Below are 22921 nucleotides of genomic sequence, written 5' to 3'. Positions count from 1 at the left end.
AGGTCATCGATCGCCGGCTCGATCATGGTCGGTTTGATATCCGTCATCAGAAATGCAGCCCGAGACGACCGCCGAATGTACGCGGTTCGATCAGGAAGCCGGACGCAGGGCCGGGGAAGCCGTTGGCTGCGGCGGCCGCAATCTTGGCCTCGTTGGTAAGATTCTTGGCCCAGATGCCAAGATCCCAGCGACCACCCTCGGAATAGTAGGTGATCGATCCGTTCACGATCACGCTTGGCTTCTGTTCGGTGCCGCGATTGTGCAGATAATCGGCCCACCAGCGACTCTCGTATCGCGCATCGGCCGCGGCGCGAATGTAGCCGTTCCGCAGTGAGAAATCATGTGACAGGTTGCCGACGATCGTCCAGTCCGCCGCATAGGGGGGCTGCAAACCGTTGAAATTTGAGCCATCGGGGGTCACGAAGTCCTTGTTTCGCGCATGCGCGTAACTCACCGACACGCTCATCATATCGTTGGAAGTCGGCCTCAACGTCACATCAAGCTGGCCGCCGTAAATCTCCACACGCTTCGCGTTGAAAATCTCGTTGTACACTTTGCTTAGATCGAAGGACTGAAGGACAAGGTTGGTGTATTTATAGTAAAATCCCTCAACATTTACCTGCAGCCGATTGTCTAGGAATCGGCTCTTTATGCCACCTGTGAAGGAGTCGAGGTCGGCCGGCTTGACGAGGTTGTCTTGGGTCGAGGTGGCCGGAAACTCGTTGTACGTTCCTGCCTGATAGCCGGTCTGGTAGGTGAAATATCCCATGACCCGCGGCGCGATATCGTATTCGAAACCGGCTTTGACATCGAAGTGCCGGAACGTCCGATCGAAAAAGTACGGCGTCTGATTTGGATCGCCGGGGGAGATGCCGTTGGCCTTCTTGCCGGTGATCGAATAGCGACCGCCGACCGTAAGCCGCAAACCCGACGCAATCGCATAGGTCGCTTGCCCAAAGCCCGCTATACCTTGGATCCTGTTGTAGAGCACATTGGTGACGAACAGGTTCGCCACGTCCGGCGCGAGGATAATGAAGCCGGAATTGCGTTGCTGGAAGGCGTATATCCCGGCTAGCCATTGAAGGTTCGGACCATCCGACGACAGCCGCAGTTCCTGCGTGACCTGACGGTATTTCGCGTCGGTCTGTGACTCAAGGACGCCATTCCAGTGTCTCTCGCTGGATTTCAGGTAGAGGTACGATGGGATGTAGGAAAGGGTGAGCCCGTCGCCCAGCCGAAGGTCAATCTGACCGCCGGTAGAGAGGAAGGTATAGGTCTGGTCGTCTTTTCGCGGCTGAAAAAACAGGCCGCCCAAACCAGGAACCGATTGAGCTTGCGCGATTTGCGCGGGAGTCCGTAGGTCGTTCCATGGATCCTTGTTCAGGAACGCGCTTTCGTTGTATTGCCCGGTTACGGGATCGAGCCCCTTGTTCACCGCATTCGCGGGAGAGCCGTTCTTCGTGACCCCTTGGCCCCAGAGATAGATTTTCAGGTCGGGATTGGGCTCATAGAGCAGGCCAATTCGCCCGGCGAAATCATCCTTCGAATAGGCGCCGGACTTCATATAGCCTTCGTGATAGATGTAATCCCCACCAAGACGCACGGCCAAGACGTCTGAAATCGGTATGTTCTGGGTAACCGTGCCATGCACGAGATTATAGTTGCCCACTTCAAGAATGGCGTCGGTCGACAATTCGTGCGTTGGCCTCTTGAAGTTTGCGTTGACCGCACCGCCGAGTGCACCTCGCCCGTAGAGAGTGCCCTGCGGTCCCGGCAATATTTCGATACTCTCAAGATCGAACAAGGGCGCACTTGTGCCCTCACGGGGGATGAAGACACCGTTGACGTTGAAGTTAACCACCGGCTCAATATTCGCGATGTCGAGATTGGACCCAACGCCGCGAAGGAACAGTTGCATGCTGTTCCCTTCTTGGTTGAAGCGAGCCCCAGGAACGACATTGTTGATCGCTGCTAGATCGACGAGGCCCCGAGAGACTAGGATCTCGCTACTGAGAGCCGTGACCGCTGCAGGTGTCTTCTGCGCCGATTGACTTCTCTTCTGCGCTGTCACGACGATGTCGGCGAGACCGGTGGTCGACACTTCGCCATCGGGCGACGCGTCAGATCCCTGCGCCGGCGCGTCGGCACCCTGGGCAGCAGTTTGCCCATATCCAGGCGTTCCAATCATCATTGCAGCACAACTCGCCATCGTCGAAAGAGCCAAGTACCTCATCACATCCCCTCCAGTTTATTGTCTTGATAGTTTCGTGTTCAGTCCGCTGGTGGCATTGGCCTGCGGCTATATTTTCCGTGAAGCTCAAGGCTTTCGGCCTGGGCGAATGCGATCGCCCGGACTCGACCGCTCCGGCTTCAGATCTCGGCCGTCTTCGCGCCGTCGATCGTGTAGACGGCGCCGTTACAGAAGCCGGACTCGTCCCCGCCAAGGAACGCGACTAAGCGCGCAACCTCATCTGGCCGGCCGTATCGGTTCGCCGGAACGTAGGCCATGCGATCAGGAGCGTCGTATCGACCTAGGCCCCGGTCGACGGAGTCGATCATCGGCCCAGCGATGGGTCCGGGCGCGATGCAATTGACCCGGACATTTCGAGCGGCACTTTCCAGTGCTGCCGCGCGCGTGAGCCCGACGACGGCATGCTTCGATGCCACATAGCCGATGCTGCCTTGCGAGCCGGCGATCCCAGCGACGCTCGCGGTATTGATGATGCTGCCGGACGTTTGCTGATACATAATCGGCAGGACGGCCTTGAGGCCCAGAAAGACGCCGGTCGCGTTGATGTCCATGATGGTCCGAAAATCATCGAGCGTGTAGTCGTCGATGAATTTCATCGGGCCTATGATGCCAGCATTGTTGAAAAAAATGTCAATCCTGCCAAAGCGCTGCATCGCCGTGTCGACATAGGCCGAAACCTGGTCCGGATACCGGGCATCGGCGGGCTGGACGATGATGGAAGCGCGATTTGGCCCATCGCCGGTAATGCTGGAGAAGTCGCTGCTCGGTTGATCGATCGCTACAACATTAGCACCGCGCTCGGCGAACAAGCGCACCGTGGCCGAGCCGATATTGCCGGCCGCTCCGGTAATAATCGCCGTTTTTCCTTCGAGACTCATCACCAATCAAACTCCCTCCATTGCAGCTGCTCTTCGATTGGGGCGGTTAAAGCCTCACGATAAACAGCATTCTTTCGACAGGCATTTCCTGCATGTTCGAAATATTGATATGAACGTGCTCAGTTACTGCTCAGAACTCCAAGACGATCTTTCCGAACTGATTGCCGTCGCTGAGCATTTCGAACGCTGCAGGGGCTTCGGTCCAGGGAAGGACCGTCCCGACGACAGGATGAATTTCATGATGCGTTAGTGCCCGCACCATCGCGTCGAACATCTCTGCCGAGCCGACCGTGATGCCCCTGATCCTTGCGGCGCTGGCCAGAAATTGGGCCGGGTCTATAGCTGATCCGCCTTCGAGGATCCCGACGACGGCGATCTGTCCCTCCATCCGAATGGCGCGAAGACTCTCCGAGAGGCTGCCAACCGCGCCCATGTCGAGAACGAAGTCCGCGCCGACGCCGTCGGTCAGGTCTCTCACGGCGCCAGCCCAGTTGGGGACGGTCCGGTAGTTGATTCCGTGGTTCGCCCCCAAAGCGAGGACAGAGGCCAATTTGTCGTCGGAGGATGAGGTCACGATCGTCCGCAGACCTGCCGCCTTCGCGAATTGCAGCACGGCGAGCGACACGCTGCCTGTGCCCTGGATCACTGCGACGTCGCCGGGCCGCAATCCCGGACCTTCGAATAAGGCCGACCAGGCGGTCAGCGCAGCGCAAGCGAGGCAAGCGGCCTCGCTGTCCGAGAGGTAAGAAGGCGCCTTGATAAGGTGCCTCTCGGGAAAGACGGCGAGTTCGCGCGCGAGGCCGGGGCTATGCAATCCAAGCGCACCGGCCATTTTTGCAGGTGAGACGGGACCAGAGCGCCAGTTGGGAACCATAAGCGGGATGACCCGATCGCCGATTTGATGCTGCTCCACGCCCTCGCCGACCATATCGATTACGCCACAGCCGTCGCCGATCGGGATGATCGGAGCGCCATGTTTGAGCGCGCCGCCGACATGGCGTCCGCGCACGATCAAGAGGTCGCGATAGTTGAGTGATGCGGCACGCAAACGGACGCGAACTTCACCCCGGCCGGGCATCGGATCAGCCGTTTCGTCCAGGGTCAGGCCTTCCGGCCCCCAAGGTTCAGTTACTGTCCAGAGCCGCAAGATCCCCGCCCTCTCGTTTTTGCGCGCAGGTTGGCCACGCGCTCGAAATTGTTTGCTGACGCAGCCCATCTGGTGCGCTCCAATTTCTTATCTGCTTGGGGCAGCAGCTTGACAAATCGATACTGGACTGATCGTTTATTGATGCAGTGAATAGTAGCGAGGCCACATGATCAATCTGCGGACGTTCGATCTTAACCTCCTGCGGGTGTTCGAAGCGATCCACCGCGACAGGAGCGTCTCGATGGCGGCAGACAAGCTCGGCCTTTCCCAACCGGCGGTCAGCAGCGCGCTGAACCGCATGCGCCGTCTTTTCGACGACCCGCTGTTCGTGCGCGGCGCCGGCGGCATGGAGCCGACGCGTAAAGCCATGTTGCTCGCCGAAGCAGTTGGCTTGGGCCTGAACATCATCCGGGCCGGCGTAGCCACCAGCACGAGCTTCGACTCGGCGACCTCGACGCGCCAGTTTCGCATCGCCATGACCGATGTGGGCGAGATCATCTTCCTGCCAAAGCTGATGCAGACGCTAGCCCGCACAGCGCCGGGCATCTCGATTCACGTGGTCGAGCATGGACTCGTCAACTACGAGGATCTTTTGGAAACCGGGGAGATCGATATCGCCATTGGCCGGTTCCAACTGAACCCCAGCTTCAGCTTCCAGCACATCCATTCAAGCAGTTTTTCCGTCCTACTGCGCAGTGATCATCCATTGATCGAGCAAGTTCCAAATGGGGTAGCGATGCTAAGCTACGAGAATTATCTGCGAGCGGCGCACGTTACCGTTCAGGCTCCCGGCGCTTCGAGCGATCCGATCGCACGCGCCTTGGGAAGCGACCGATCGAAAAAACGGGATGCGCTTTCGATCCCTCACTCAATCGTCCTCGCCGAGATCGTCGAAGCGGGCGAACTCGTGGCGACCGTACCCGACAAAAGCGTGCCGTGGCTTCTCCATGGCCGACCATCTCTTTGCGCCGTCCCTCTTCCGGTCGAGGTCGATATCAACATCGTTTGTCAGTGGTGGCATAAGAGAAACGACAAGGATCCCGGTCATCTGTTCATCCGAGAGATCCTCGCCGAGATCGGCAATGACAGTGGAGCGCCCTCGCTGCCGGAGGCCCGAATGGACGGTCCGGGCGCTGACATAATCGAGAGTCCTGCAAGGACATTATCGACCCAATGAATATTCAGATGGACTGATATTAATTTGTCAGCAGTGCTTTGTTGATCCACTCCGATCCAGAGTTGCAGGTCGAAACCCGCCCGGCATGGAGAGGATCGAATTGGCGAGCCGCTCCGCGCCCTTCGAGCGACGCGGACGTTGTTCTGCTCGCCATAGGTAGGTTGGCCCGCAGTCCAGAGCCGCCGCCGGCTCGGTCGATGTCCATCATCGGCCGTCCACCGATCGCGAACAGCAGAGTCTAACCCCTGAGGTTGTATCAACATGAAATTTCTCTCGTACGTCAAAGACGGTACGCATGGTGTAGCGATACTGAAAGACGGCCAAATTCTCGGACTCAGTGTCGGCGATCCTCGTTATCCGGGATCGCTCGACGACCTGATCGACGGGACACCCACAGCGCTTGCCGACGCCGCCCAGACTTTGGCCCTCAAGGGTAAGCCGCTGGACTTTGACGAACTCGTCCTTCTGCCGCCATGCACGCCGGGTAAGATTATCTGCGTGGGCTTGAACTACGCCGATCACGCGGCGGAGGCCAACCTCCAGATCCCCGAGTATCCCGTGTTATTCTCGCGGTTTGCCTCCAGCGTGATCGGAGCAAAAGCGTCGATCTGGCTGCCAAAGGTGTCGACCGCACTCGATTTTGAGGGCGAGCTGGCGGCGGTCATCGGCAAGTCGGGGCGATATATCAGCGAAGGCGACGCCCTCGACTACGTTGCCGGATATAGTGTCTTTAACGACGCCACTATTCGCGACTATCAGCTTCGCAATCCGCAATGGATGATCGGCAAAAATTTCGACGGAACCGGCCCGTTCGGGCCGTTCCTTGTCACGGCCGACGAGCTTCCTCCGGGTGCTAGTGGTCTCGCGATCGAAACCCGCCTGAATGGCGTTACCGTTCAGAAATCGTCCACCGATCAACTGATCTTCGACGTTGCCAAGCTCATTGCTTCCATCAGCGAGGCGATCACGCTTGAGCCCCGCGATGTCATCGTGACTGGCACTCCGTCCGGAGTCGGGCATGTGCGGAAACCGCCGCTGCACATGAAGGCAGGGGACGTCGTGGAAGTGGAAATCGAGCGGATCGGCGTGCTACGCAATCCGGTGGTGCCCGAGGCGGTCTGAAATGGATTCCTCGCTCGCCACCGCAGGCATTCATTCGCTCGATCGCTTTGAACTGGAGGTTCCCGACCTTGGAGAAGCGCGTAGATTTTACGAGACGTTCGGACTGAACGTTTGCGCGGAGGGGGATGCGCTGACGCTCCGAACCTTCGGAGACGCACATGTCTGGGGACGCATCCGGCAGGGCTCTGCCAAGCGGTTGCTGGCGATACGCCTCGGCATCTACCAGAAAGATCTCGACCGGCTTGTCGCCCAGATAGACTCTGCCCGCATCCCCGCGCCGGCCAACGCGGGAGGGGATTTGTGGTGCGCAGCTCCAGACGGTTTGCCCATAGAGCTCGCAGTCGCCTCGAAAACGTCACCCGACGCTAAAGCGACCTTCGATATCGGAGCACGAGCTTCGCGCGAGCGCGGTGCGTCTGCCAGAGGAGCGCGGACGCAGGTCCGGCCGCGAAGATTGGCCCACATCGCTCTGTTTACGCCCGACGTCCCTGCTGCGATCGATTTCTACTGCAACCGCCTCGGTATGCGGCTGTCGGACCGATCCGGCGACGCCGTCGCGTTCCTTCACGGGCGTCATGGAAGCGAGCATCATATGCTTGCCTTTCTTCGCTCGGATGGGAGAGGACTGCATCACTCAAGTTGGGACGTTGGCACGCTCGCGGATGTAGGATTGGGAGCGATGCAGATGGGCCAAGCTGGCTATACGGCCGGATGGGGTCTCGGTCGGCACGTCCTGGGCTCAAACTACTTCCACTATGTCCGTGATCCCTGGGGAGGCTTCGCGGAATATTCGGCAGACATGGATTACATAGCTGCCGACGCCCAATGGCAGGCGGAGGACCATCCGCCGGAAGACAGCGCGTTTCTGTGGGGGCCGTCGCCGCCAACCGATATCGCAACAAACTTCGAAATCGAACAAAGCTGCGGGGGTAGTCTGTGAGGTTGACTTGCCGACAGTCGGGATCGTTTCAAACAACATCGTCTCCGTCACAGACGATTTTGTGCGATCCGTAAGAACCATCGCAAGCGCAACCGACCTAAGAACGCTGATTTCAAACGTCGCCCGCGAGATGGGCTTCTCTTACTATGCTCTCATTCATCATGCAGATTTGCAGATACCGCGCGACGACATCGTCGATCTCAAGGACTATCCCTCCGCGATAGTGGAGCGCCTGTTTTCCAACAGGACTTTTCGGCGCGATCCCGTCATTCGCGGATGCATATTCTCCGGGGGTGCCTTCATATGGTCGGACGTGCCGACCTTCATGCATCTCGATCGCTACGACCTCGCCACTCTCGAAATCGGCGCGCGCGAAGGATTGAACCAAGGAATCACTGTTCCCTTTCACCGTCTAGGCGATCCGATCGGGTCATGCACGTTTGCCGGAACACGGATCCTGAACCGCGTCGAACGGTACTTGGGATCGTCGCAGTTGATCGGGGTCTTTGCGTTTCCGCGGCTTTTCGAACAAGGAGATCGCTAGAGCTTTGGTGCTGACGCCTCGAACCATCGATGGCTACCTCACCGAGGCACGGCGTCTGTTCTCTGCGCGCGACCGGACTGAGCTTGTGGTCAGCGCGGTCCTCGCGGGAGAGGTCGGCATCGACGAATTGCGGCGTCAACCCGAGTAATCACTCGGTCTATTTCGAGTAATCACTCGGTCTATTTTAAGTTCCTGCCCGCTGCTCTTCTCGTGGATGAGACCACGATTGGGAACAGTTCTCATGATCCACGTCATCGACAACCACTTGGCTCCGGCGAACCGGACGCTGCTGCAATCCATGTTCGCCGACCGCAAGCGCCTATTCGTCGATCTGTTCGGCTGGGATGTTCCGGTCGTCGACGGCCAGTACGAGATCGACCAGTTCGATAATTGCCACACCGTCTAGCTAATCGCCGCCGACGAGAATGGCAGACACGCCGCCTCTATCCGGCTCTTCCCGAGCACCCAGCCGCACATGCTCGGCACCCTCTTTCCTATCTCTGCCCGCTTGGCGTGCCCGTTGATCACGGCACCTGGGAAAGTACTCGGCTGTGCCTGCCCCAGCGCCATGAGGCCGAACGGCGCCGAGAACTGCGCAACCTGCTCTTCGCCGCGATGGTCGATGTTGCGCTCGAGCGCGGTATGGAGCGCTACACGGGCGTCATCCCCGACTCGTTTCGCAAGGAAGTGCTCACCATGGGATGGCAGGCCGAGCCACTCGGACCCGCCGTTGGCATCCCCGGCGGCCCGATCGGTGCCTTTCTGATCCACGTCCGCTCCGACACGCCAGAGCGGCTGCGCTGACCATTTCTTTCCGAGGTTCTGTAAACCTTGGATTTCAGCGAAAATACGGCCCTGATCGCAGAAAAATGCGGTACAAGAAGGGGTATAATTCGCGACATGGGGCACCTCTTGGCTCACGTCATGAAAGACAAGAAAACGGGCCGTCTCTCGTTCCGGCGAATGTATCCGCCTGAGCTTCTCCCATATTTGGACGTACCCGGAGGGCAAGACCTCTCCGCCCACGGAACTGAAGCGGAGCCTAAAGGCAAAATCCATAGCCGAGCCTGACGCCCTCCAAATTTATCAGGAGGCAAACGCGGAATGTGAAGCGACTGAGGGCGACCTCTGCCTTCGATAGGCTAACATCTGAGAACATCGGCTGCATGGCCAAGCTGTTCGTGCAGCAATGGCACGCCGCCGACGAAGTGTCCCTCCAAGCTCGTGGTGACGGCTTCGCGATCCCGTCGCGCCACTTCTGGGAGGAGAAGCTCTCGAATTATGTCTGCGGGCAAGGCGAGAGTGACACAGACGCAATCATGGAGGAGTGGATCGACCGCGCCGAACAGCTCCTTAAGGCGCAACGGTTTGTTCGGAACCCGGAGGACGCGCTGGGCTTCGAGCGGCCCTGTAAGGCTCTCAAGGCCGCCGTGGCTGACTGGCTCCAGCTCCTCGGGCAGCGACCCGAAGCTCCCAGCTTCTCAGCGGGACTTGCCGCTCCGTGACGTTGCCGAGCTGTATCGCGACCAGGACGCCCCCCGGGCTCTCGCATAACAGCACGGTGAATCCGGGGTTATCAATGTCCCTACCAACTTGCTCCTAGTGATGTAGCGACATTTTCTTAAGAAACGGGCGCCCCGTCGAAAATCAGGTTAAAAGCGATGCGGGGCAGCTACGCGACGGCCTGCAAGCCCTTGCGCTGGATGATGGACAGCAGACGCAAGGCGGAGCCACCGGGGCGCTTCACGCCGCGCTCCCAATCGGATACCAGATTGCGCGATACGTTGAGATAGTCCGCAAACACCGGCTGTGAGACATGCTCGCGCTCGCGGATCGCGCGGATTTCATCGCCCGCGAGTGTCGGAGCGGGAGCAAGGCGCGCCTCGTCAAAAGTGCGAAGCGTTGCACGCGACACTACGCCCGCGTCGTGCGCGTCACTCATCATTTCATGGATCGCGCCTGCGATCTCGCTGCGATAGCCTTTATCCTTCGTCGCCATCTTCGATCTCCACCAGCATTCCCGACGCCCCCAGCCGGTCCCGTTCCTCGCCATTCCATTTCAACGCTTTGGTTGCCGCTTCACGCAACAGCGCCACGTCGGCTTTCGATATGTTCCCCGTTTTCGCAGAAACCATAGGCGCGCGCCCAAGCCCCGATCATAAAGTCCGCGTGGGATGCCGAGCATAAGGCATGTGCCGAGCCCCAGGGAACTTGCAAGCGCCATTCCGCATGAGCGGCATCACGGATCGATGGAAACCTGTATCCTAACAACACAGTCCCAGTCATTATCCGAATTGCGCCCAGGGCGCCTTCTGGAGAAGGAATGGATCGCTATGTCATTGAAAAATGGTGCTGCCGGTGAGGATTGAACTCACGACCTCAGCCTTACCAAGGATGCGCTCTACCACTGAGCTACGGCAGCACTATTTCATCCATCTGGCTATATCGCGCCAGCGGAGCCGGGCCTATGGCCGCCTCATCGGCCCATGTCAAGGCGGCTTGCGGCGGAAGATGCAATTTGATTAAGGGCGGGCCATGGCAAACGATCAGGACGAACGAAAAGAGCGTTTGGCGCAGGCATTGCGGGACAATCTGCGTCGCCGCAAGGCCCAGTCACGCGAATCGCGCGACGCGGACAGCCCTCGAAACTCCACCGACGCCAAAGAGTAGACCGGGCCGGTGGAGGCGCTGTGCTCCCGCATGAGCCGCCTACAAAGGCGCGCAGGCAGCCTTTAGCCAGTTGAGCGCATCGCCCTCCAGTTGTGGCCCGACGATCTCGATCACCTTGGCATGATAGGCATCCAACCAGGCGCGCTCTTCGCCGGTCAGCAAGTCCACGGCAATCGCGTTGCGGTCGATCGGCGCGAAGGTCAGCGTCTCGAACCCCAGCATTTCCCGTTCGGCGCCCGGCACGTCGCGCGGTTCGACCAGCACCAGATTTTCGATGCGGATGCCATATTCGCCTGTCTTGTAATAACCCGGCTCGTTGGAGAGGATCATGCCCGCCTGGAGCGCCTCGTCGCCGCCGCCGAAGGTCGCGATCCTCTGCGGACCTTCATGCACCGACAGGAAGCTGCCGACGCCATGGCCGGTGCCATGGGCGTAGTCCAGCCCCTCAGCCCAAAGATACTGCCGTGCCAGCACGTCGAGCTGGCCGCCCCGCGTTCCCCTCGGGAACTGTGCCCGGCCGAGCGCGATATGGCCCTTCAGCACCAGCGTGAAGCGGTGCTTCATTTCCTCAGTTGGCGTGCCGATGGCGATGGTGCGCGTCACGTCGGTGGTGCCGTCGCGATATTGCCCGCCCGAATCGACCAGATAGAGGCTGCCGGTCTCGATCGGCCGGTTCGTCTTTTCCTCGACCCGGTAATGCACCACGGCGCCGTTCGGTCCCGCGCCGGAAATGGTGTCGAAGGACAGATCCTCCAGCAACCCGGTCTCCTTGCGGAACGCCTCCAGCCTGGCCGCCGCGCCCAGTTCATCGACGCCGCCCTTGGGCGCCTCGACCGCGATCCAATGCAGGAAACGGCTCAACGCCGCGCCGTCCCGCGCCTGCGCCGCCTTATGGCCGGCAATCTCGACCGGGTTCTTGACCGCCTTGGGCAGCACCGCAGGATCGCGCAAGGAAAGCACGGTCGCGCCGCCCGCCTCCAGCGCCTCGAAGATCGCCGCCACCGCACGCTCGGGGTCTGCCGCCACGGTCTTCCCCGCAAAGCCCGCCAAGGCTCCGGCGAAATCGGCCCGGTCGTGCACCCGCACCGCATTGCCGAGATGCTTCACCACCGTCTCATCGATCTTTTCCGGCGCGACATAGATGTCCGCCGTCGCATCGGCATGGACGATGGCATAGGCGAGCGCCACCGGCGTCCGCTCCACATCCTTGCCCCGGATGTTGAAGGTCCAGGCCAGCGAATCGAGCGCCGACAGCACCGCCGCATCGGCGTGTTTCGCGGTCAGCCAATCGGCCATCGCCTGCCGCTTCTCCGCCGCCGACTGTCCGGCATAGCGGTCGTCATGCACCACCAGCTTGGCCTCGCTGGGGGCGGGGCGGTCCGGCCACACCGAATCGACCGGATTGGTGTCCACCGCCACCAGCGCCGCGCCGCGTTCGGCCAGCGCCTCGTTCGCCGCCTTCACCCAGGCGCGCGTGTGCAGCCACGGGTCATAGCCGATCCGGCCACCGGCAGGCGCATGCTCGCCCAGCCAGGCCGCCACGGATGTCTGCGGCACGCTCTCATATTGCCAGTGCGCCGCGTCCACCTGCTCGCGCACCTGGAGCGTATAGCGCCCGTCGACGAAGATCGCCGCTTCCTCCGGCAGCACGACGGCGCTGCCCGCCGAGCCCTGAAACCCCGTCAACCAGGCCAGCCGCTGCGCATAGGCGCCGACATATTCGCTCATATACTCATCGGTCAGCGGCACGACAAAGCCATCCAATTTATCGCGCACCAGTTGGGCGCGGAGGGCTTTCAGCCGGTCTTCATGCGTAGACATCAAATTTCCCTTGGACTTGTCGCCCCTCTTGCACAGGGCCTATGGCCGCCAACATAAGCAGACCAATATCGTTTCGCCAGATCAGGATAGTGAATGACCGCTTCCCCCAAAGCCCCCACCGCCGACCGCCGCCCGCACAGCTTCTCCCATCACGGCATCACGGTGGAGGATCCCTATGCCTGGCTGCGCGATCCCGGCTATCCGGAGGTGAAGGACAAGGCGGTGCTGTCCTATCTGGAGGAAGAGAACGCCTTTTTCGAAGCCGCGATGCAACCGCACAAGGCGCTGACTGACGCGCTGTTCGAGGAGATGAAGGGCCGCATCAAGGAAGATGACAGCTCGGTCCCGCAGAAGGACGGCGACTATATCTACTGGCGTGCTTTCGAGATCGGCGCGCAATATCGCAAATGGTATCGCAAGCCCGTCGCCGGGGGGGAGGATCAGCTCATCCTCGATGAACCCGCTCTGGCGGAGGGGCATGAATATTTCCGCCTCGGCGCCATGTCGGTCAGCCCGGACGGGCGTTACCTCGCTTATGCCATCGACAATAATGGCTCGGAGCGGTTCGAGGCGCGGATCAAGGACCTCTTTACCGGCGAACTTCTGCCTGAGATCATCCCTGACACCCTGTCCTCGCTGGTGTGGACGAGCGACAGCAAGGGTCTGCTCTACGGTATCGCCAATGAGCAGTGGCGCACCGACAATGCCCGCCTCCATTGGCTGGGTCAGGGCGTGGAAAGCGACATCGAGCTGTTCCATGAGGATGATGAAGGCTTCCGCGTCTCGGTCGGCCTCACCTCCTCGGAAAAGTGGATCGTGATCGCGACCGGGGACCATGTGACCACCGAAGCCTGGCTGCTCCCCGCCGACAATCCCACCGCGAAACCACTGCTCGTCGCCCCGCGTCAGCCCGGCCGGGAATATGAGGTCGATGAGCATGAGGGCACGCTCTACATCCGCACCAACGACACCCATCCCAATTTCCGGCTGGTGAGGGCGACGCTGGAAACGCCCGACCAGTGGGAAGAGGTGATCGCGTCGGACCCGCATTTCTACCTGACCGATTTCACGCTGTTCAAAGGCTTTTACGTCACCGAAGGGCGGCAGGACGGCCTCGACCAGATCGAGTTGCGCGACTATGCCACCCATAGCCCCAAGCGCATTCCCTTCCCGGAGGCCAGCTATTCGGCCTCGCTGGACGATAATCCCGAATATGACGTGACCAAGCTGCGCATCGGCTATGAATCGATGGTCACGCCGGACACGATCTATGACTATGATTTGGCGACGGGTGAACTCGAAGTCCTGAAGGTGCAGGAAATTCCATCAGGCTATGACGCGACCCGCTACGCTACCGAGCGGCTGATGATCCCGGCCCGCGACGGCACGCCAATCCCGGTGTCGATCGTCTATCCCAAAGACCTCCCCCGCGATGGCAGCGCGCCGCTCAGTCTTTACGGCTATGGCGCTTATGGCATCGCGATGGAGCCGGGCTTCTCCACCAGCCGGCTTTCGCTGCTGGACCGCGGTTTCGCCTTCGCCCTTGCGCATATTCGCGGCGGCGATGATCTCGGCCAGCAATGGTATCTGGATGGCAAGCTCGACAAGCGGATCAACACTTTCACCGATTTTGTGGATGTGGCGAAGAGTCTGATCGACTTGGGCTACACCTCTAAGGGCAAAATCGGCATTTCCGGCGGATCGGCGGGCGGCGAGCTGATGGGTGCGGTCGTCAACAGCAATCCCGATCTCTGGGGCGCGGTGGTGGCGCATGTGCCTTTCGTGGACGTGCTGAACACCATGCTGGACGAGACGCTGCCGTTGACGCCGGGCGAATGGCCCGAATGGGGCAACCCGATCGAGGACAAGGCCGCGTTCGAGACGATCCTCTCCTACGATCCCTACAGCAATGTGAGCGCGCAAGGCTATCCGCCGCTGATGGTCACGGCCGGCCTCAACGACCCCCGCGTGACCTATTGGGAACCCGCCAAATGGGTCGCCCGTTTGCGCGCCACGAAGACGGACGACAATATCCTGATCCTCAAGACCAATATGGGCGCGGGCCATGGCGGCAAGTCGGGCCGTTTCGAAAGCCTCCACGAAACGGCAGAGGAATTCGCTTTCATCCTTTGGCAACTGGGCGTCGCGGACTGATGTCCTCCACCTATACCACCCGGATCACCGCAGGCCCCGAGCATATCGACGTTCTGGGTCATGTGAACAACGCCGTCTGGGTCCAGTGGATGGAGCAGGTCGCGACCGAGCATTGGACCCGCGATGCCGATCCGGCGCATCTCGATGCCTATGTCTGGGTCGTGACCCGGCATGAGATCGACTATCGCGGCAATGTGCAGCAGGGCGAAACCGTTTCTGTCCGGACCTGGATTCCGCAAGGTCCGCGCGGTGCGCGCTTCGACCGTCACATGGAATTCACCGGCCCGGACGGCAAGGTGAAGGTGTCGGCCAAGTCCACCTGGGCGATCATCGACAAGGAAACGGGCCGCATTCTCCGGGTTCCGCCAGAGGTCGCGGCCCGCTTTATCGAGGGCTAGGCGAGCCGCCGCTCCTCCGCCCTCGTCTTCCACAGCGACCAGCCCACACCTGCGCCGATCAGCGCGAAGGTCACGCCCAGGCTCAGCGCGGGCGGGAATTTCCCTTCATCCAGCAGGAAGTCCGCCACGAATATCTTGGCGCCAATGAGCACCAGGATCGCGGCCAGCGCATATTTCAGATAGTGGAAGCGATGCACCATCGCCGCCAGCGCGAAATAAAGCGCCCGCAGGCCCAATATCGCCATCACGTTCGACGTATAGACGATGAAGGTATCGGTCGTGATCGCGAAGATCGCGGGCACGCTGTCCACCGCGAATATCAGGTCGGCAAAGTTGATCACCACCAGCGCCAGCAGCAGCGGCGTCGCCGCCGTCACCACCTTGCCCGTCTTCGGATCAGCCATGCGCGCCAGGAAATGCTCGCCATGCAGCTCCGGCGTCACCCGCATATGCTTTGAAATAAAGCGGATCGCGGGATTCTTGCCGACATCCATCGGCTCATCGCCGCTGAACATCATCTTGATGCCGGTGAAGATCAGGAAGGCGGCGAACAGGTACAGCACCCAATAGGCCTGATGCAGCAGCATCGCCCCGCCCGCGATCATCAGGCCGCGCAGCACGATCACGCCGATGATGCCCCAGAGCAGCGCCCGATACTGATATTTGGCCGGAATGGCGAAATAGGTGAAGATCAGGCTGATGACGAAGACATTGTCGATCGACAGCGCCTTTTCGATGAAGAAGCCGGTAAAATATTGCATTCCCGGCTCCGGCCCGCGCACGAACCAGACCCAGCCGCCAAAAGCCATGGCGATGCTGATGTAGAAGACGGAAAGCTTCAGGCTCTCCCTGATGCCGATTTCCTTATTCTCCTTGTGCAGGAAACCGAGGTCGAAGGCCGTCAGCGCCGCGACGATGGCGAAAAAGGCCAGCCAGAACCAGGCGGGCGTCCCCAGCCAGTCCATGAAGAGAAATTCCATGGGATATGCTCCTCTCGTTCAACAACAAAGGTTGATCGGAGAATCCGCTGCGATGGTTGGGGGTGGTGAGAGCCAAGCCGTCATGCGCATCGGAATGTCCGATGCGGTCCGACATCACGCGCTGTTTCAACATCAGCGCGCCAGAGGGGCCCGGTCCGCGAGGGAGAGAATAAGCGAGAGAGCCCCCGAAATCAAATCCTCCCTATGCAAAGCGTGGGAAGGATTTGGAGAGGTCAGCCCCTGCCGCCCGGCACGACCACCTCGAACAGGTCTTCGATCTTCGGCTCGATCCCCGGCTCGACCGGCATATCGTCTCGCTCGGTCGCCTGTCGCGCCCACATGGCGGCGTAGAGACCATCGGCCCGCACGAGATCGCCATGCCGCCCGCGCTCGACGATCCGGCCCTGCTCCAGCACGATGATTTCATCCGCATCCACAACGGTGGACAGCCGATGCGCGACGATCAAGGTCGTCCGCTTGCGCGATATGCTGCGCAGCACGTCCTGGATTTCCGTTTCTGTTCGGCTGTCGAGCGCGCTGGTCGCCTCGTCCAGCACCAGCACCGGCGGGTCTTTCAACAGCGTCCGCGCAATCGCCACCCGCTGCTTCTCGCCGCCGGATAGTTTCAGCCCGCGCTCGCCCACCCGCGTGGCATAGCCTTGCGGCAGCCCCATGATGAAATCGTGGATCGAAGCCGCCCTGGCCGCCGCCTCGATCTCCGCCTGCGTCGCGCCCTCGCGCCCATAGCCGATATTATAGCCGACCGTGTCGTTGAACAGCACCATGTCCTGCGGCACGATGCCGATGGCGGCGCGCAGGGATTGCTGCGTCACCCCGGCTATATCCTGCCCGTCGATCAGGATGCGCCCGCCCTGAATGTCGTAGAAGCGGAACAGCAGCCGCGCGATGGTCGACTTGCCCGCGCCCGAAGGCCCGACAATGGCGAGGGTCTTGCCCGCCGGTACGGTGAAGCTCACCCCATGCAAAATCTCGCGCTCCGGATCATAGCTGAAATGCACATGGTCGAAGCACACTTCGCCCGCATGGGTTTGCAGCATCGGCGCGCCGTGCGCATCGCTGATCTCCGTTTCGGTATCGATCAGCTTGTACATCGCCTCCATGTCGATCAACCCCTGCCGGATCGTCCGATAGACCATGCCCAGCAGGTCGAGCGGCCGGAAAAGCTGGGCGAGCAGCGTGTTCACCAGCACCACATCGCCGGTCGAGAATTGCCCCCGGCTCCAGCCCCAGACGGTATAGCCCATGGCGCCCGCCATCATCAGATTGGTGATCAGCGACTGGCCGATATTGAGCCAGGCGAGGCTGTTCTCCGACTTGACCGCCGCATCGGCATAGCGCCGCATCGCCTTGCTGTAGCGGGCCGCCTCGCGGTCCTCGGCGCCGAAATATTTGACCGTCTCGAAATTGAGCAGGCTGTCGACGGCATGGGCGACGGCGCTTGTGTCCATGTCCACCATGTCGCGGCGGAGCTGGTTGCGCCATTCGGTGATCGCGCGGGTGAACCAGATATAGAGCGCCACCATCACCAATGTCGCCGCGACCAGTCCGGGACCGAATTTCACGAAGAAGATGACGCAGACCGCCGCCAGTTCCAGCACCGTCGGCGCGATGTTGAACAGCAGGAAATAGAGCATCGTGTCGATGCTCTTCGTGCCGCGCTCGACGATCTTGGTGACGGCGCCGGTGCGCCGGTCGAGATGGAAGCGCAACGACAGCCGGTGCAGATGGACGAACACGTCATCGGCCAGCCGCCGCCCGGCTTCCTGCCCAACGCGTTCGAAAATGGCGTTGCGCAGATTGTCGAACAGCACGCTGCCGAAACGCGCGCCCGCATAGGCGACGACCAGCGCGATGGCGAGGCTTGCGCCGGACTCCATCCCCGGCGCCATGCGGTCGATGGCGCCCTTATAGGCGAAGGGCATGGCCAGGCTGACGATCTTCGCCACCAGCACAAGAGCCATGGCAATTGCGACCCGTCGCCGCAGCGCTGGAGCGTCGGCGGGCCAGAGATAGGGAAAGAAGCGCCGCATCGTCGCCCAGACGGGCGGAAGAGGCGAATTGTCAGGCGTGGATGGCGGCATAGGAGCCTATGTAGGGCTTCCTGCCGCCTCTATCCAGTCACAGAACAATGTGCTCCTGCGAAAGCAGGAGCACATCGCACTTAGTCCCGCAGCAGTTCGTTGATCCCGGTCTTCGACCGCGTCTGCGCATCGACCCGCTTCACGATCACCGCGCAATAGAGGCTCGGCCCCGGCGTACCGTCGGGCAGCGGCTTGCCGGGCAGCGAGCCGGGCACGACCACCGAATAGGGCGGCACTTCACCCAGGAAGACTTCGCCGGTGGTGCGGTCGATGATCTTCGTCGACTGGCTGATATAGACCCCCATCGACAGCACCGAACCCTTGCCGATGCGCACGCCCTCCACGACTTCGGAGCGGGCGCCGATGAAGCAGTCATCCTCGATGATCACCGGATCGGCCTGGAGCGGCTCCAGCACGCCGCCGATGCCGACGCCGCCCGACAGATGAACGTTCTTGCCGATCTGCGCGCAGCTTCCCACCGTCACCCAGGTGTCGACCATCGTGCCTTCATCCACGAAAGCGCCGATGTTGACGAAGCTCGGCATCAGCACGACGTTTTTCGCGATATGCGCACCCGCGCGGGCGAAGCTGCCGGGCACGGCGCGGAACCCGGCGGCGCGGAAGGCCGCTTCGTCCCAGCCGGCGAACTTGCTGGGCACCTTGTCCCACCAATGGCCGGCGCCCGGACCATTGTCGATCATCGCATTGTCGTTGAGTCGGAAGGAGAGCAGCACCGCCTTCTTCAGCCACTGGTTGACCTGCCAGCCCTCCGCGGTCGGTTCGGCCACCCGCGCCTCGCCGCTGTCCAGCATCGCCAGCGCCTTGTCGACCGCCTGGCGCACGGCCCCCTGCGTCGACAGGTTCACATTGGCCCGGTCCTCCCAGGCGGCGTCGATGGTCGCGATCAGTTCGTTGCTCATGGTTGTTCCCCAAAAATATCCGCCAGAAACGGCGTCAGATGGTCGGTTTCGAAATCGATGAAATCGGGATGATGGCCATGGTCGCCCGCTTCCGAGCCGTTATTGACCCAGATGGTGGTCATGCCGATCGCCTTGGCGGGCTTGAGGTTGCGCGCCATATCCTCGAAAAAGGCGGCGCGGGCGGCATCGACCTTGTGCACGCGGCACAGCTCCGCATAGCCTGACGGGTCGGGCTTGGGCACATATTGGCAGGCGTGGATGTCGTGGATCAGTTCGAACGCGCCGGTCAGGCCCAGCTTGTCCAGCACCCGCGTGGCATAGGCGGCGTCGCCATTGGTGAAGATCAGCCGCCGCCCCGGCAGCGCGGCGATATGGGCGTTGAGCGCCTCGTCGACCTCCAGCCGGTCCATCGAAATGTCATGCACATAGTCGAGAAATTCGCGCGGCTCGATGCCGTGATGGTGCATCAGGCCGGAAAGGGTCGTGCCATGCTCCAGGAAATAGCGTTTCTGCGTCTGTTTCGCGATGACCGGATCGCAGCCGAGCAGACCCTGGATGAACTCGCCCATCTTCACGTCGATCAGCGCGAACAGGTCCGCCTTCGCCGGGTAGAGCGTATTGTCCAGATCGAAGATCCAGGTGTCGACATGGGCGAGATCGGCGCGCATGGCCGCGCCCTAGTCCTGTGCGACGGGGAGGGCAAGGATTGCTTGAAGCCGCTCCCCGATGCGGCGAGGATAAGTTTCAGCAACCCGGCGTTTCGCTGTCCTGATAGAAGGTCTGCACCGCCTCCCAGGCATCCTCTGCTGTCTCCACCCAGGTCAGCAGGTTGAGGTCGGACGGCGAGATCACCCCTTCGTCCGCCAGCGCCTCGAAATCCACCACCCGCGACCAGAAATCCTTGCCGAACAGCAGCACCGGGATCGGCTTCATCTTGCCGGTCTGGATCAGGGTCAGCAGTTCGAACATCTCGTCGAACGTGCCGAAGCCGCCCGGAAACACCGCCAGCGCCCGCGCGCGCAATAGGAAATGCATCTTGCGCAGCGCGAAATAGTGGAACTGGAAGCTGAGTTCCGGCGTCACGAAACGGTTGGGTGCCTGCTCATGCGGCAGCACGATATTCATGCCGATGGTGGTCTGGCCGACATCGGCCGCGCCGCGATTGGCCGCTTCCATGATCGAAGGGCCACCGCCCGAGCAAACCACAAAATGGCGGCATCCCGCCTCATTCACCGGATATTGCGCCGCAATCTGCGCCAGCTTGCGCGCTTCATCATAATAGCGCGCCTTCCTGCCCAGATTTTCGGCAATGCGCTTCTGTTCCGGCGTGATGGCGGCATCGATCCGCGCCTGCACCTGATCGGGTTCGGGAATGCGGGCCGAGCCGTAGAAGACGAAAGTCGATTCGATCTTCGCCTCGTCCATCAGCAATTGCGGCTTGAGCAATTCGAGCTGGAACCGCACCGGCCGCAAATCCTCCCGCAACAGGAATTCGGTATCCTGAAAGGCCAAGCGATAGGCGGTGCTGCTGGTTTGCGGTGTTTCCACCCCCTTGCGGGCGTCGGCGGCTTCCTGACGGGCGGGGCGGAATTTGCGTTCTTCGATTTCTTTTCTGGTCATTTCCGTCAAGGTAAGCGGCCAAGGCGACAAAGCCAAGGTGCTTATCGGCAAAAGCCGCCGCTTTCCTGTTCACGCTCAACGGCAAAAGCCGCCGCGGCCGCCCATGTCGAAATGAAAATGATCGTGATGGGCCGCGTTATAATCGGGACTCAGCACCGTGCGGAACCGCTTGCAGGCGCTGGCATGGATGATCTCCAGAAACTGGCGGACGCGCTTGTCGCCGTTCCAGTCATTCTGGATGGTGATATGCCGTCCATCGCTCAGCAGGAAGCCCGACACGTCGACCGCATTGCTGTGCGCATGTTCGGAAAGCTTCCCGCTGCCCGCGATCGGCCGGCAATTATAGGTGCCGAAGGTCTCGATCCGCTCGACCTCCGCCCCCAGGATCAGTCGTGCGGCGGGTTGCACGCCGAAACGCGCCCAGGCCGCGAAATTGGCGGCGAGGCCACAGGTCATTGCCCCCAAATTGGTCGCCGGCACGCCGATGTCGATCAGCTTGACGCTACCCATCGCGTTGCATCCGCCGCCGAAATTCTGGTCGGGCAGCGGCGTGAACAGGATCGATTGCGAGTTCAGCTTCGCCATGCACTGGCGCAACTCCATCGTCGGCGGCGCGGCCGGGCGGGCGGTCCTGACCGGCTTGGACGGGCGCTCGACACGCCCGCGCGGCACCAGGTCGCCGCCACAGCTTGCCAGCGTCAGCGCAACCGTCGCCAGGCCTGCAAAGCCCATGCCGCGAAGGACCGCTTTCCCCCTAACCCGCTCGAACATGGCTCAAGCATTTACCACGTCCGGCTGGCTCAAGGGTTAACGGCCGACTCGGTTCATCGCGTGCAGACATTCAACTTGACTCTTTGGCCGGAGACTTTAGGGCGGCCAGCGGGCCACGCGGTCCCAACGCCGCGCGAGCTCTCTGCAAGGAGAAGCGTACATGACTGATATGATTGCTGCAGACGCCACCATTGCGCCTGCCGCCAAACCCGCAACCAAGCCGGCTCGCCCCTATTTCTCTTCCGGTCCCTGCGCCAAGCCTCCGGGCTGGAGCGCCGACAAGCTGAGCGCTGACTCCCTCGGCCGCTCGCACCGCGCCAAGATCGGCAAGACCCGCCTCGCTTACTGCATCGACCTGATGCGCGAGCTGCTGAACCTGCCCCAAACCCATCGCATCGGCATCGTCCCCGGCTCCGACACCGGCGCCTTTGAAATGGCGATGTGGACCATGCTGGGCGCCCGCCCGGTGACGACGCTGGCCTGGGAAAGCTTTGGCGAGGGCTGGGTGACGGACGCCGCCAAGCAGCTCAAGCTCGATCCGACGATCATCCGCGCCGATTACGGCCAGTTGCCCGATCTGACGCAGGTCGATTTCTCAAACGACGTGCTGTTCACCTGGAACGGCACCACTTCGGGCGTGCGCGTGCCGAACGCCGACTGGATTCCCGCCGACCGCGAGGGACTGGCCTTCGCGGACGCCACCAGCGCGGTGTTCGCCTATGACATCGACTGGGCCAAGATCGACGTCGCCACCTTCTCCTGGCAGAAGGTGCTGGGCGGCGAGGGCGGCCATGGCGTGCTTATCCTCGGTCCCCGCGCGGTCGAGCGTCTGGAAAACTACACCCCCGCCTGGCCGCTGCCGAAGGTCTTCCGCCTTGTCTCGAAGGGCAAGCTGGCCGAGGGCGTGTTCAAGGGCGAGACGATCAACACCCCCTCGATGCTGGCGGTCGAAGATGCGATCTTCGCGCTGGAATGGGGCAAGTCGCTGGGCGGTTCCGCGGGCCTGATCGCGCGCAGCAACGCCAATGCGGCGGCGCTGAACAAGATCGTAGAGGAACGCGATTGGCTCGGCCATCTCGCCGCCGACGAAGCGTCGCGTTCGACCACCAGCGTCTGCCTGACCGTCGAGGGTGCGGACGAGGCCTTCATCAAGACCTTCGCAGGACTCTTGGAGAAGGAAGGCGCCGCTTATGACGTCGCGGGTTATCGCGACGCTCCGGCGGGCCTGCGCATCTGGTGCGGCGCCACGGTCGAGACTGCCGATATCGAGGCGCTCGGTCCGTGGCTCGACTGGGCCTATGCGACGGCCAAGGCTGCTTAACAACTTCACCCCAAATACTACCGTCATTCCCGCGCAGGCGGGAATCCATCTCCCAACCGTCCCGCTTGATGCAACTGATGGGAGATGGACCCCCGCCTTCGCGGG

Annotated in this window: 23 protein-coding genes and 1 tRNA gene; 12 read left to right on the top strand and 12 right to left on the bottom strand. The window is 61.4% G+C overall.

The features are described from left to right. Positions 1 to 46: 46 nt before the first annotated feature. The 3 genes from K426_RS00685 to K426_RS00675 form a co-directional block, all read right to left on the bottom strand. The gene (locus tag K426_RS00685) at positions 47 to 2233 is read right to left on the bottom strand and encodes a TonB-dependent receptor (RefSeq protein ID WP_082748339.1); all 2187 of its coding nucleotides are present in this window, start codon (positions 2231 to 2233) and stop codon (positions 47 to 49) included. Between the two features lie 137 nt (positions 2234 to 2370). Continuing rightward, a complete protein-coding gene (locus K426_RS00680) occupies positions 2371 to 3129 on the bottom strand; it encodes an SDR family NAD(P)-dependent oxidoreductase (RefSeq protein ID WP_066553023.1) in 759 nt (252 codons plus the stop codon). Between the two features lie 130 nt (positions 3130 to 3259). Further along, complete coding sequence (locus K426_RS00675; protein ID WP_158511714.1) at positions 3260 to 4276, bottom strand: zinc-dependent alcohol dehydrogenase family protein; 1017 nt, start codon at positions 4274 to 4276, stop codon at positions 3260 to 3262. A 166-nt stretch (positions 4277 to 4442) separates the two neighbouring features. On the opposite strand from K426_RS00675, the gene K426_RS00670 reads away from it, so the two are divergent. The 8 genes from K426_RS00670 to K426_RS00645 all read left to right on the top strand — a co-directional run bounded on the left by K426_RS00670 (position 4443) and on the right by K426_RS00645 (position 9564). Then, positions 4443 to 5453 carry a LysR family transcriptional regulator gene (locus K426_RS00670; RefSeq protein ID WP_066553017.1) on the top strand — a complete coding sequence of 337 codons (1011 nt, stop codon included), beginning with the start codon at positions 4443 to 4445 and terminating at the stop codon, positions 5451 to 5453. A 261-nt stretch (positions 5454 to 5714) separates the two neighbouring features. Then, the gene (locus K426_RS00665) at positions 5715 to 6575 is read left to right on the top strand and encodes a fumarylacetoacetate hydrolase family protein (RefSeq protein ID WP_066553014.1); all 861 of its coding nucleotides are present in this window, start codon (positions 5715 to 5717) and stop codon (positions 6573 to 6575) included. A 1-nt stretch (position 6576) separates the two neighbouring features. After that, positions 6577 to 7515 carry a VOC family protein gene (locus K426_RS00660; RefSeq protein WP_066553011.1) on the top strand — a complete coding sequence of 313 codons (939 nt, stop codon included), beginning with the start codon at positions 6577 to 6579 and terminating at the stop codon, positions 7513 to 7515. A 7-nt stretch (positions 7516 to 7522) separates the two neighbouring features. Beyond that, positions 7523 to 8059 (top strand): autoinducer binding domain-containing protein, encoded by a 537-nt coding sequence (locus tag K426_RS00655; RefSeq protein ID WP_237229865.1) that lies wholly within the window; start codon positions 7523 to 7525, stop codon positions 8057 to 8059. A gap of 7 nt (positions 8060 to 8066) precedes the next feature. Then, on the top strand, positions 8067 to 8207 hold the full coding sequence (locus K426_RS32285; RefSeq protein ID WP_237230026.1) for a hypothetical protein: 141 nt from the start codon (positions 8067 to 8069) through the stop codon (positions 8205 to 8207). Positions 8208 to 8285: 78 nt separating this feature from the next. Continuing rightward, complete coding sequence (locus K426_RS32280; protein ID WP_237229863.1) at positions 8286 to 8465, top strand: acyl-homoserine-lactone synthase; 180 nt, start codon at positions 8286 to 8288, stop codon at positions 8463 to 8465. Positions 8466 to 8572: 107 nt separating this feature from the next. Beyond that, complete coding sequence (locus K426_RS32275) at positions 8573 to 8863, top strand: hypothetical protein (RefSeq protein WP_237229861.1); 291 nt, start codon at positions 8573 to 8575, stop codon at positions 8861 to 8863. Positions 8864 to 9225: 362 nt separating this feature from the next. Beyond that, on the top strand, positions 9226 to 9564 hold the full coding sequence (locus tag K426_RS00645) for a hypothetical protein (RefSeq protein WP_066553009.1): 339 nt from the start codon (positions 9226 to 9228) through the stop codon (positions 9562 to 9564). A gap of 167 nt (positions 9565 to 9731) precedes the next feature. Here K426_RS00645 and K426_RS00640 read toward each other — a convergent pair whose 3' ends face one another. Both K426_RS00640 and K426_RS00630 read right to left on the bottom strand, forming a co-directional pair. Further along, positions 9732 to 10058 (bottom strand): helix-turn-helix domain-containing protein, encoded by a 327-nt coding sequence (locus K426_RS00640; protein WP_066553008.1) that lies wholly within the window; start codon positions 10056 to 10058, stop codon positions 9732 to 9734. A 348-nt stretch (positions 10059 to 10406) separates the two neighbouring features. Next, positions 10407 to 10481: transfer RNA gene (locus K426_RS00630), tRNA-Thr, on the bottom strand. A gap of 113 nt (positions 10482 to 10594) precedes the next feature. Between K426_RS00630 and K426_RS32810 the strand changes: the two genes are divergently transcribed. After that, positions 10595 to 10729: a hypothetical protein gene (locus tag K426_RS32810; protein WP_254911417.1), complete on the top strand. Its 135-nt coding sequence runs from the start codon at positions 10595 to 10597 to the stop codon at positions 10727 to 10729. A gap of 39 nt (positions 10730 to 10768) precedes the next feature. On the opposite strand, the gene K426_RS00625 is transcribed toward K426_RS32810, so the two are convergent. Next, positions 10769 to 12550 (bottom strand): aminopeptidase P family protein, encoded by a 1782-nt coding sequence (locus tag K426_RS00625; protein ID WP_066553005.1) that lies wholly within the window; start codon positions 12548 to 12550, stop codon positions 10769 to 10771. Between the two features lie 93 nt (positions 12551 to 12643). Here K426_RS00625 and K426_RS00620 point away from each other — a divergent pair, with 93 nt between their 5' ends. Both K426_RS00620 and K426_RS00615 read left to right on the top strand, forming a co-directional pair. Continuing rightward, positions 12644 to 14704, top strand: coding sequence for a S9 family peptidase (locus K426_RS00620; RefSeq protein ID WP_066553003.1), 2061 nt, complete (start codon positions 12644 to 12646; stop codon positions 14702 to 14704). After that, positions 14704 to 15102 (top strand): acyl-CoA thioesterase, encoded by a 399-nt coding sequence (locus K426_RS00615; protein WP_066553001.1) that lies wholly within the window; start codon positions 14704 to 14706, stop codon positions 15100 to 15102. The genes K426_RS00620 and K426_RS00615 overlap by 1 nt, the downstream gene beginning before the upstream one ends. Here the strand turns inward: K426_RS00615 and K426_RS00610 are convergent. The 6 genes from K426_RS00610 to K426_RS00585 all read right to left on the bottom strand — a co-directional run bounded on the left by K426_RS00610 (position 15099) and on the right by K426_RS00585 (position 21495). Then, positions 15099 to 16082 (bottom strand): TerC family protein, encoded by a 984-nt coding sequence (locus tag K426_RS00610; protein ID WP_066552998.1) that lies wholly within the window; start codon positions 16080 to 16082, stop codon positions 15099 to 15101. The two genes, K426_RS00615 and K426_RS00610, sit on opposite strands and share 4 nt — an antisense overlap. Before the next feature lie 233 nt (positions 16083 to 16315). After that, positions 16316 to 18184, bottom strand: coding sequence for an ABCB family ABC transporter ATP-binding protein/permease (locus tag K426_RS00605; protein WP_066552995.1), 1869 nt, complete (start codon positions 18182 to 18184; stop codon positions 16316 to 16318). An 80-nt stretch (positions 18185 to 18264) separates the two neighbouring features. After that, positions 18265 to 19104, bottom strand: a complete 840-nt coding sequence (gene dapD / locus K426_RS00600) for a 2,3,4,5-tetrahydropyridine-2,6-dicarboxylate N-succinyltransferase (protein ID WP_066552991.1) — start codon at positions 19102 to 19104, stop codon at positions 18265 to 18267. After that, positions 19101 to 19772 carry a pyrimidine 5'-nucleotidase gene (locus K426_RS00595; protein WP_066552989.1) on the bottom strand — a complete coding sequence of 224 codons (672 nt, stop codon included), beginning with the start codon at positions 19770 to 19772 and terminating at the stop codon, positions 19101 to 19103. Before K426_RS00595 ends, dapD begins: the two co-directional genes overlap by 4 nt. Before the next feature lie 76 nt (positions 19773 to 19848). Next, positions 19849 to 20724, bottom strand: a complete 876-nt coding sequence (locus K426_RS00590) for an LOG family protein (RefSeq protein WP_066552987.1) — start codon at positions 20722 to 20724, stop codon at positions 19849 to 19851. Between the two features lie 75 nt (positions 20725 to 20799). Beyond that, on the bottom strand, positions 20800 to 21495 hold the full coding sequence (locus K426_RS00585) for an extensin family protein (protein WP_066552985.1): 696 nt from the start codon (positions 21493 to 21495) through the stop codon (positions 20800 to 20802). 160 nt (positions 21496 to 21655) lie between these two features. Here K426_RS00585 and K426_RS00580 point away from each other — a divergent pair, with 160 nt between their 5' ends. After that, positions 21656 to 22816 (top strand): phosphoserine transaminase, encoded by a 1161-nt coding sequence (locus tag K426_RS00580; RefSeq protein WP_066552983.1) that lies wholly within the window; start codon positions 21656 to 21658, stop codon positions 22814 to 22816. Positions 22817 to 22921 lie beyond the last annotated feature (105 nt).

It is taken from the genome of Sphingobium sp. TKS (genome assembly GCF_001563265.1).
Taxonomy (GTDB): Bacteria; Pseudomonadota; Alphaproteobacteria; order Sphingomonadales; family Sphingomonadaceae; genus Sphingobium.
This window is presented reverse-complemented; position numbering and strand designations above follow the sequence as displayed.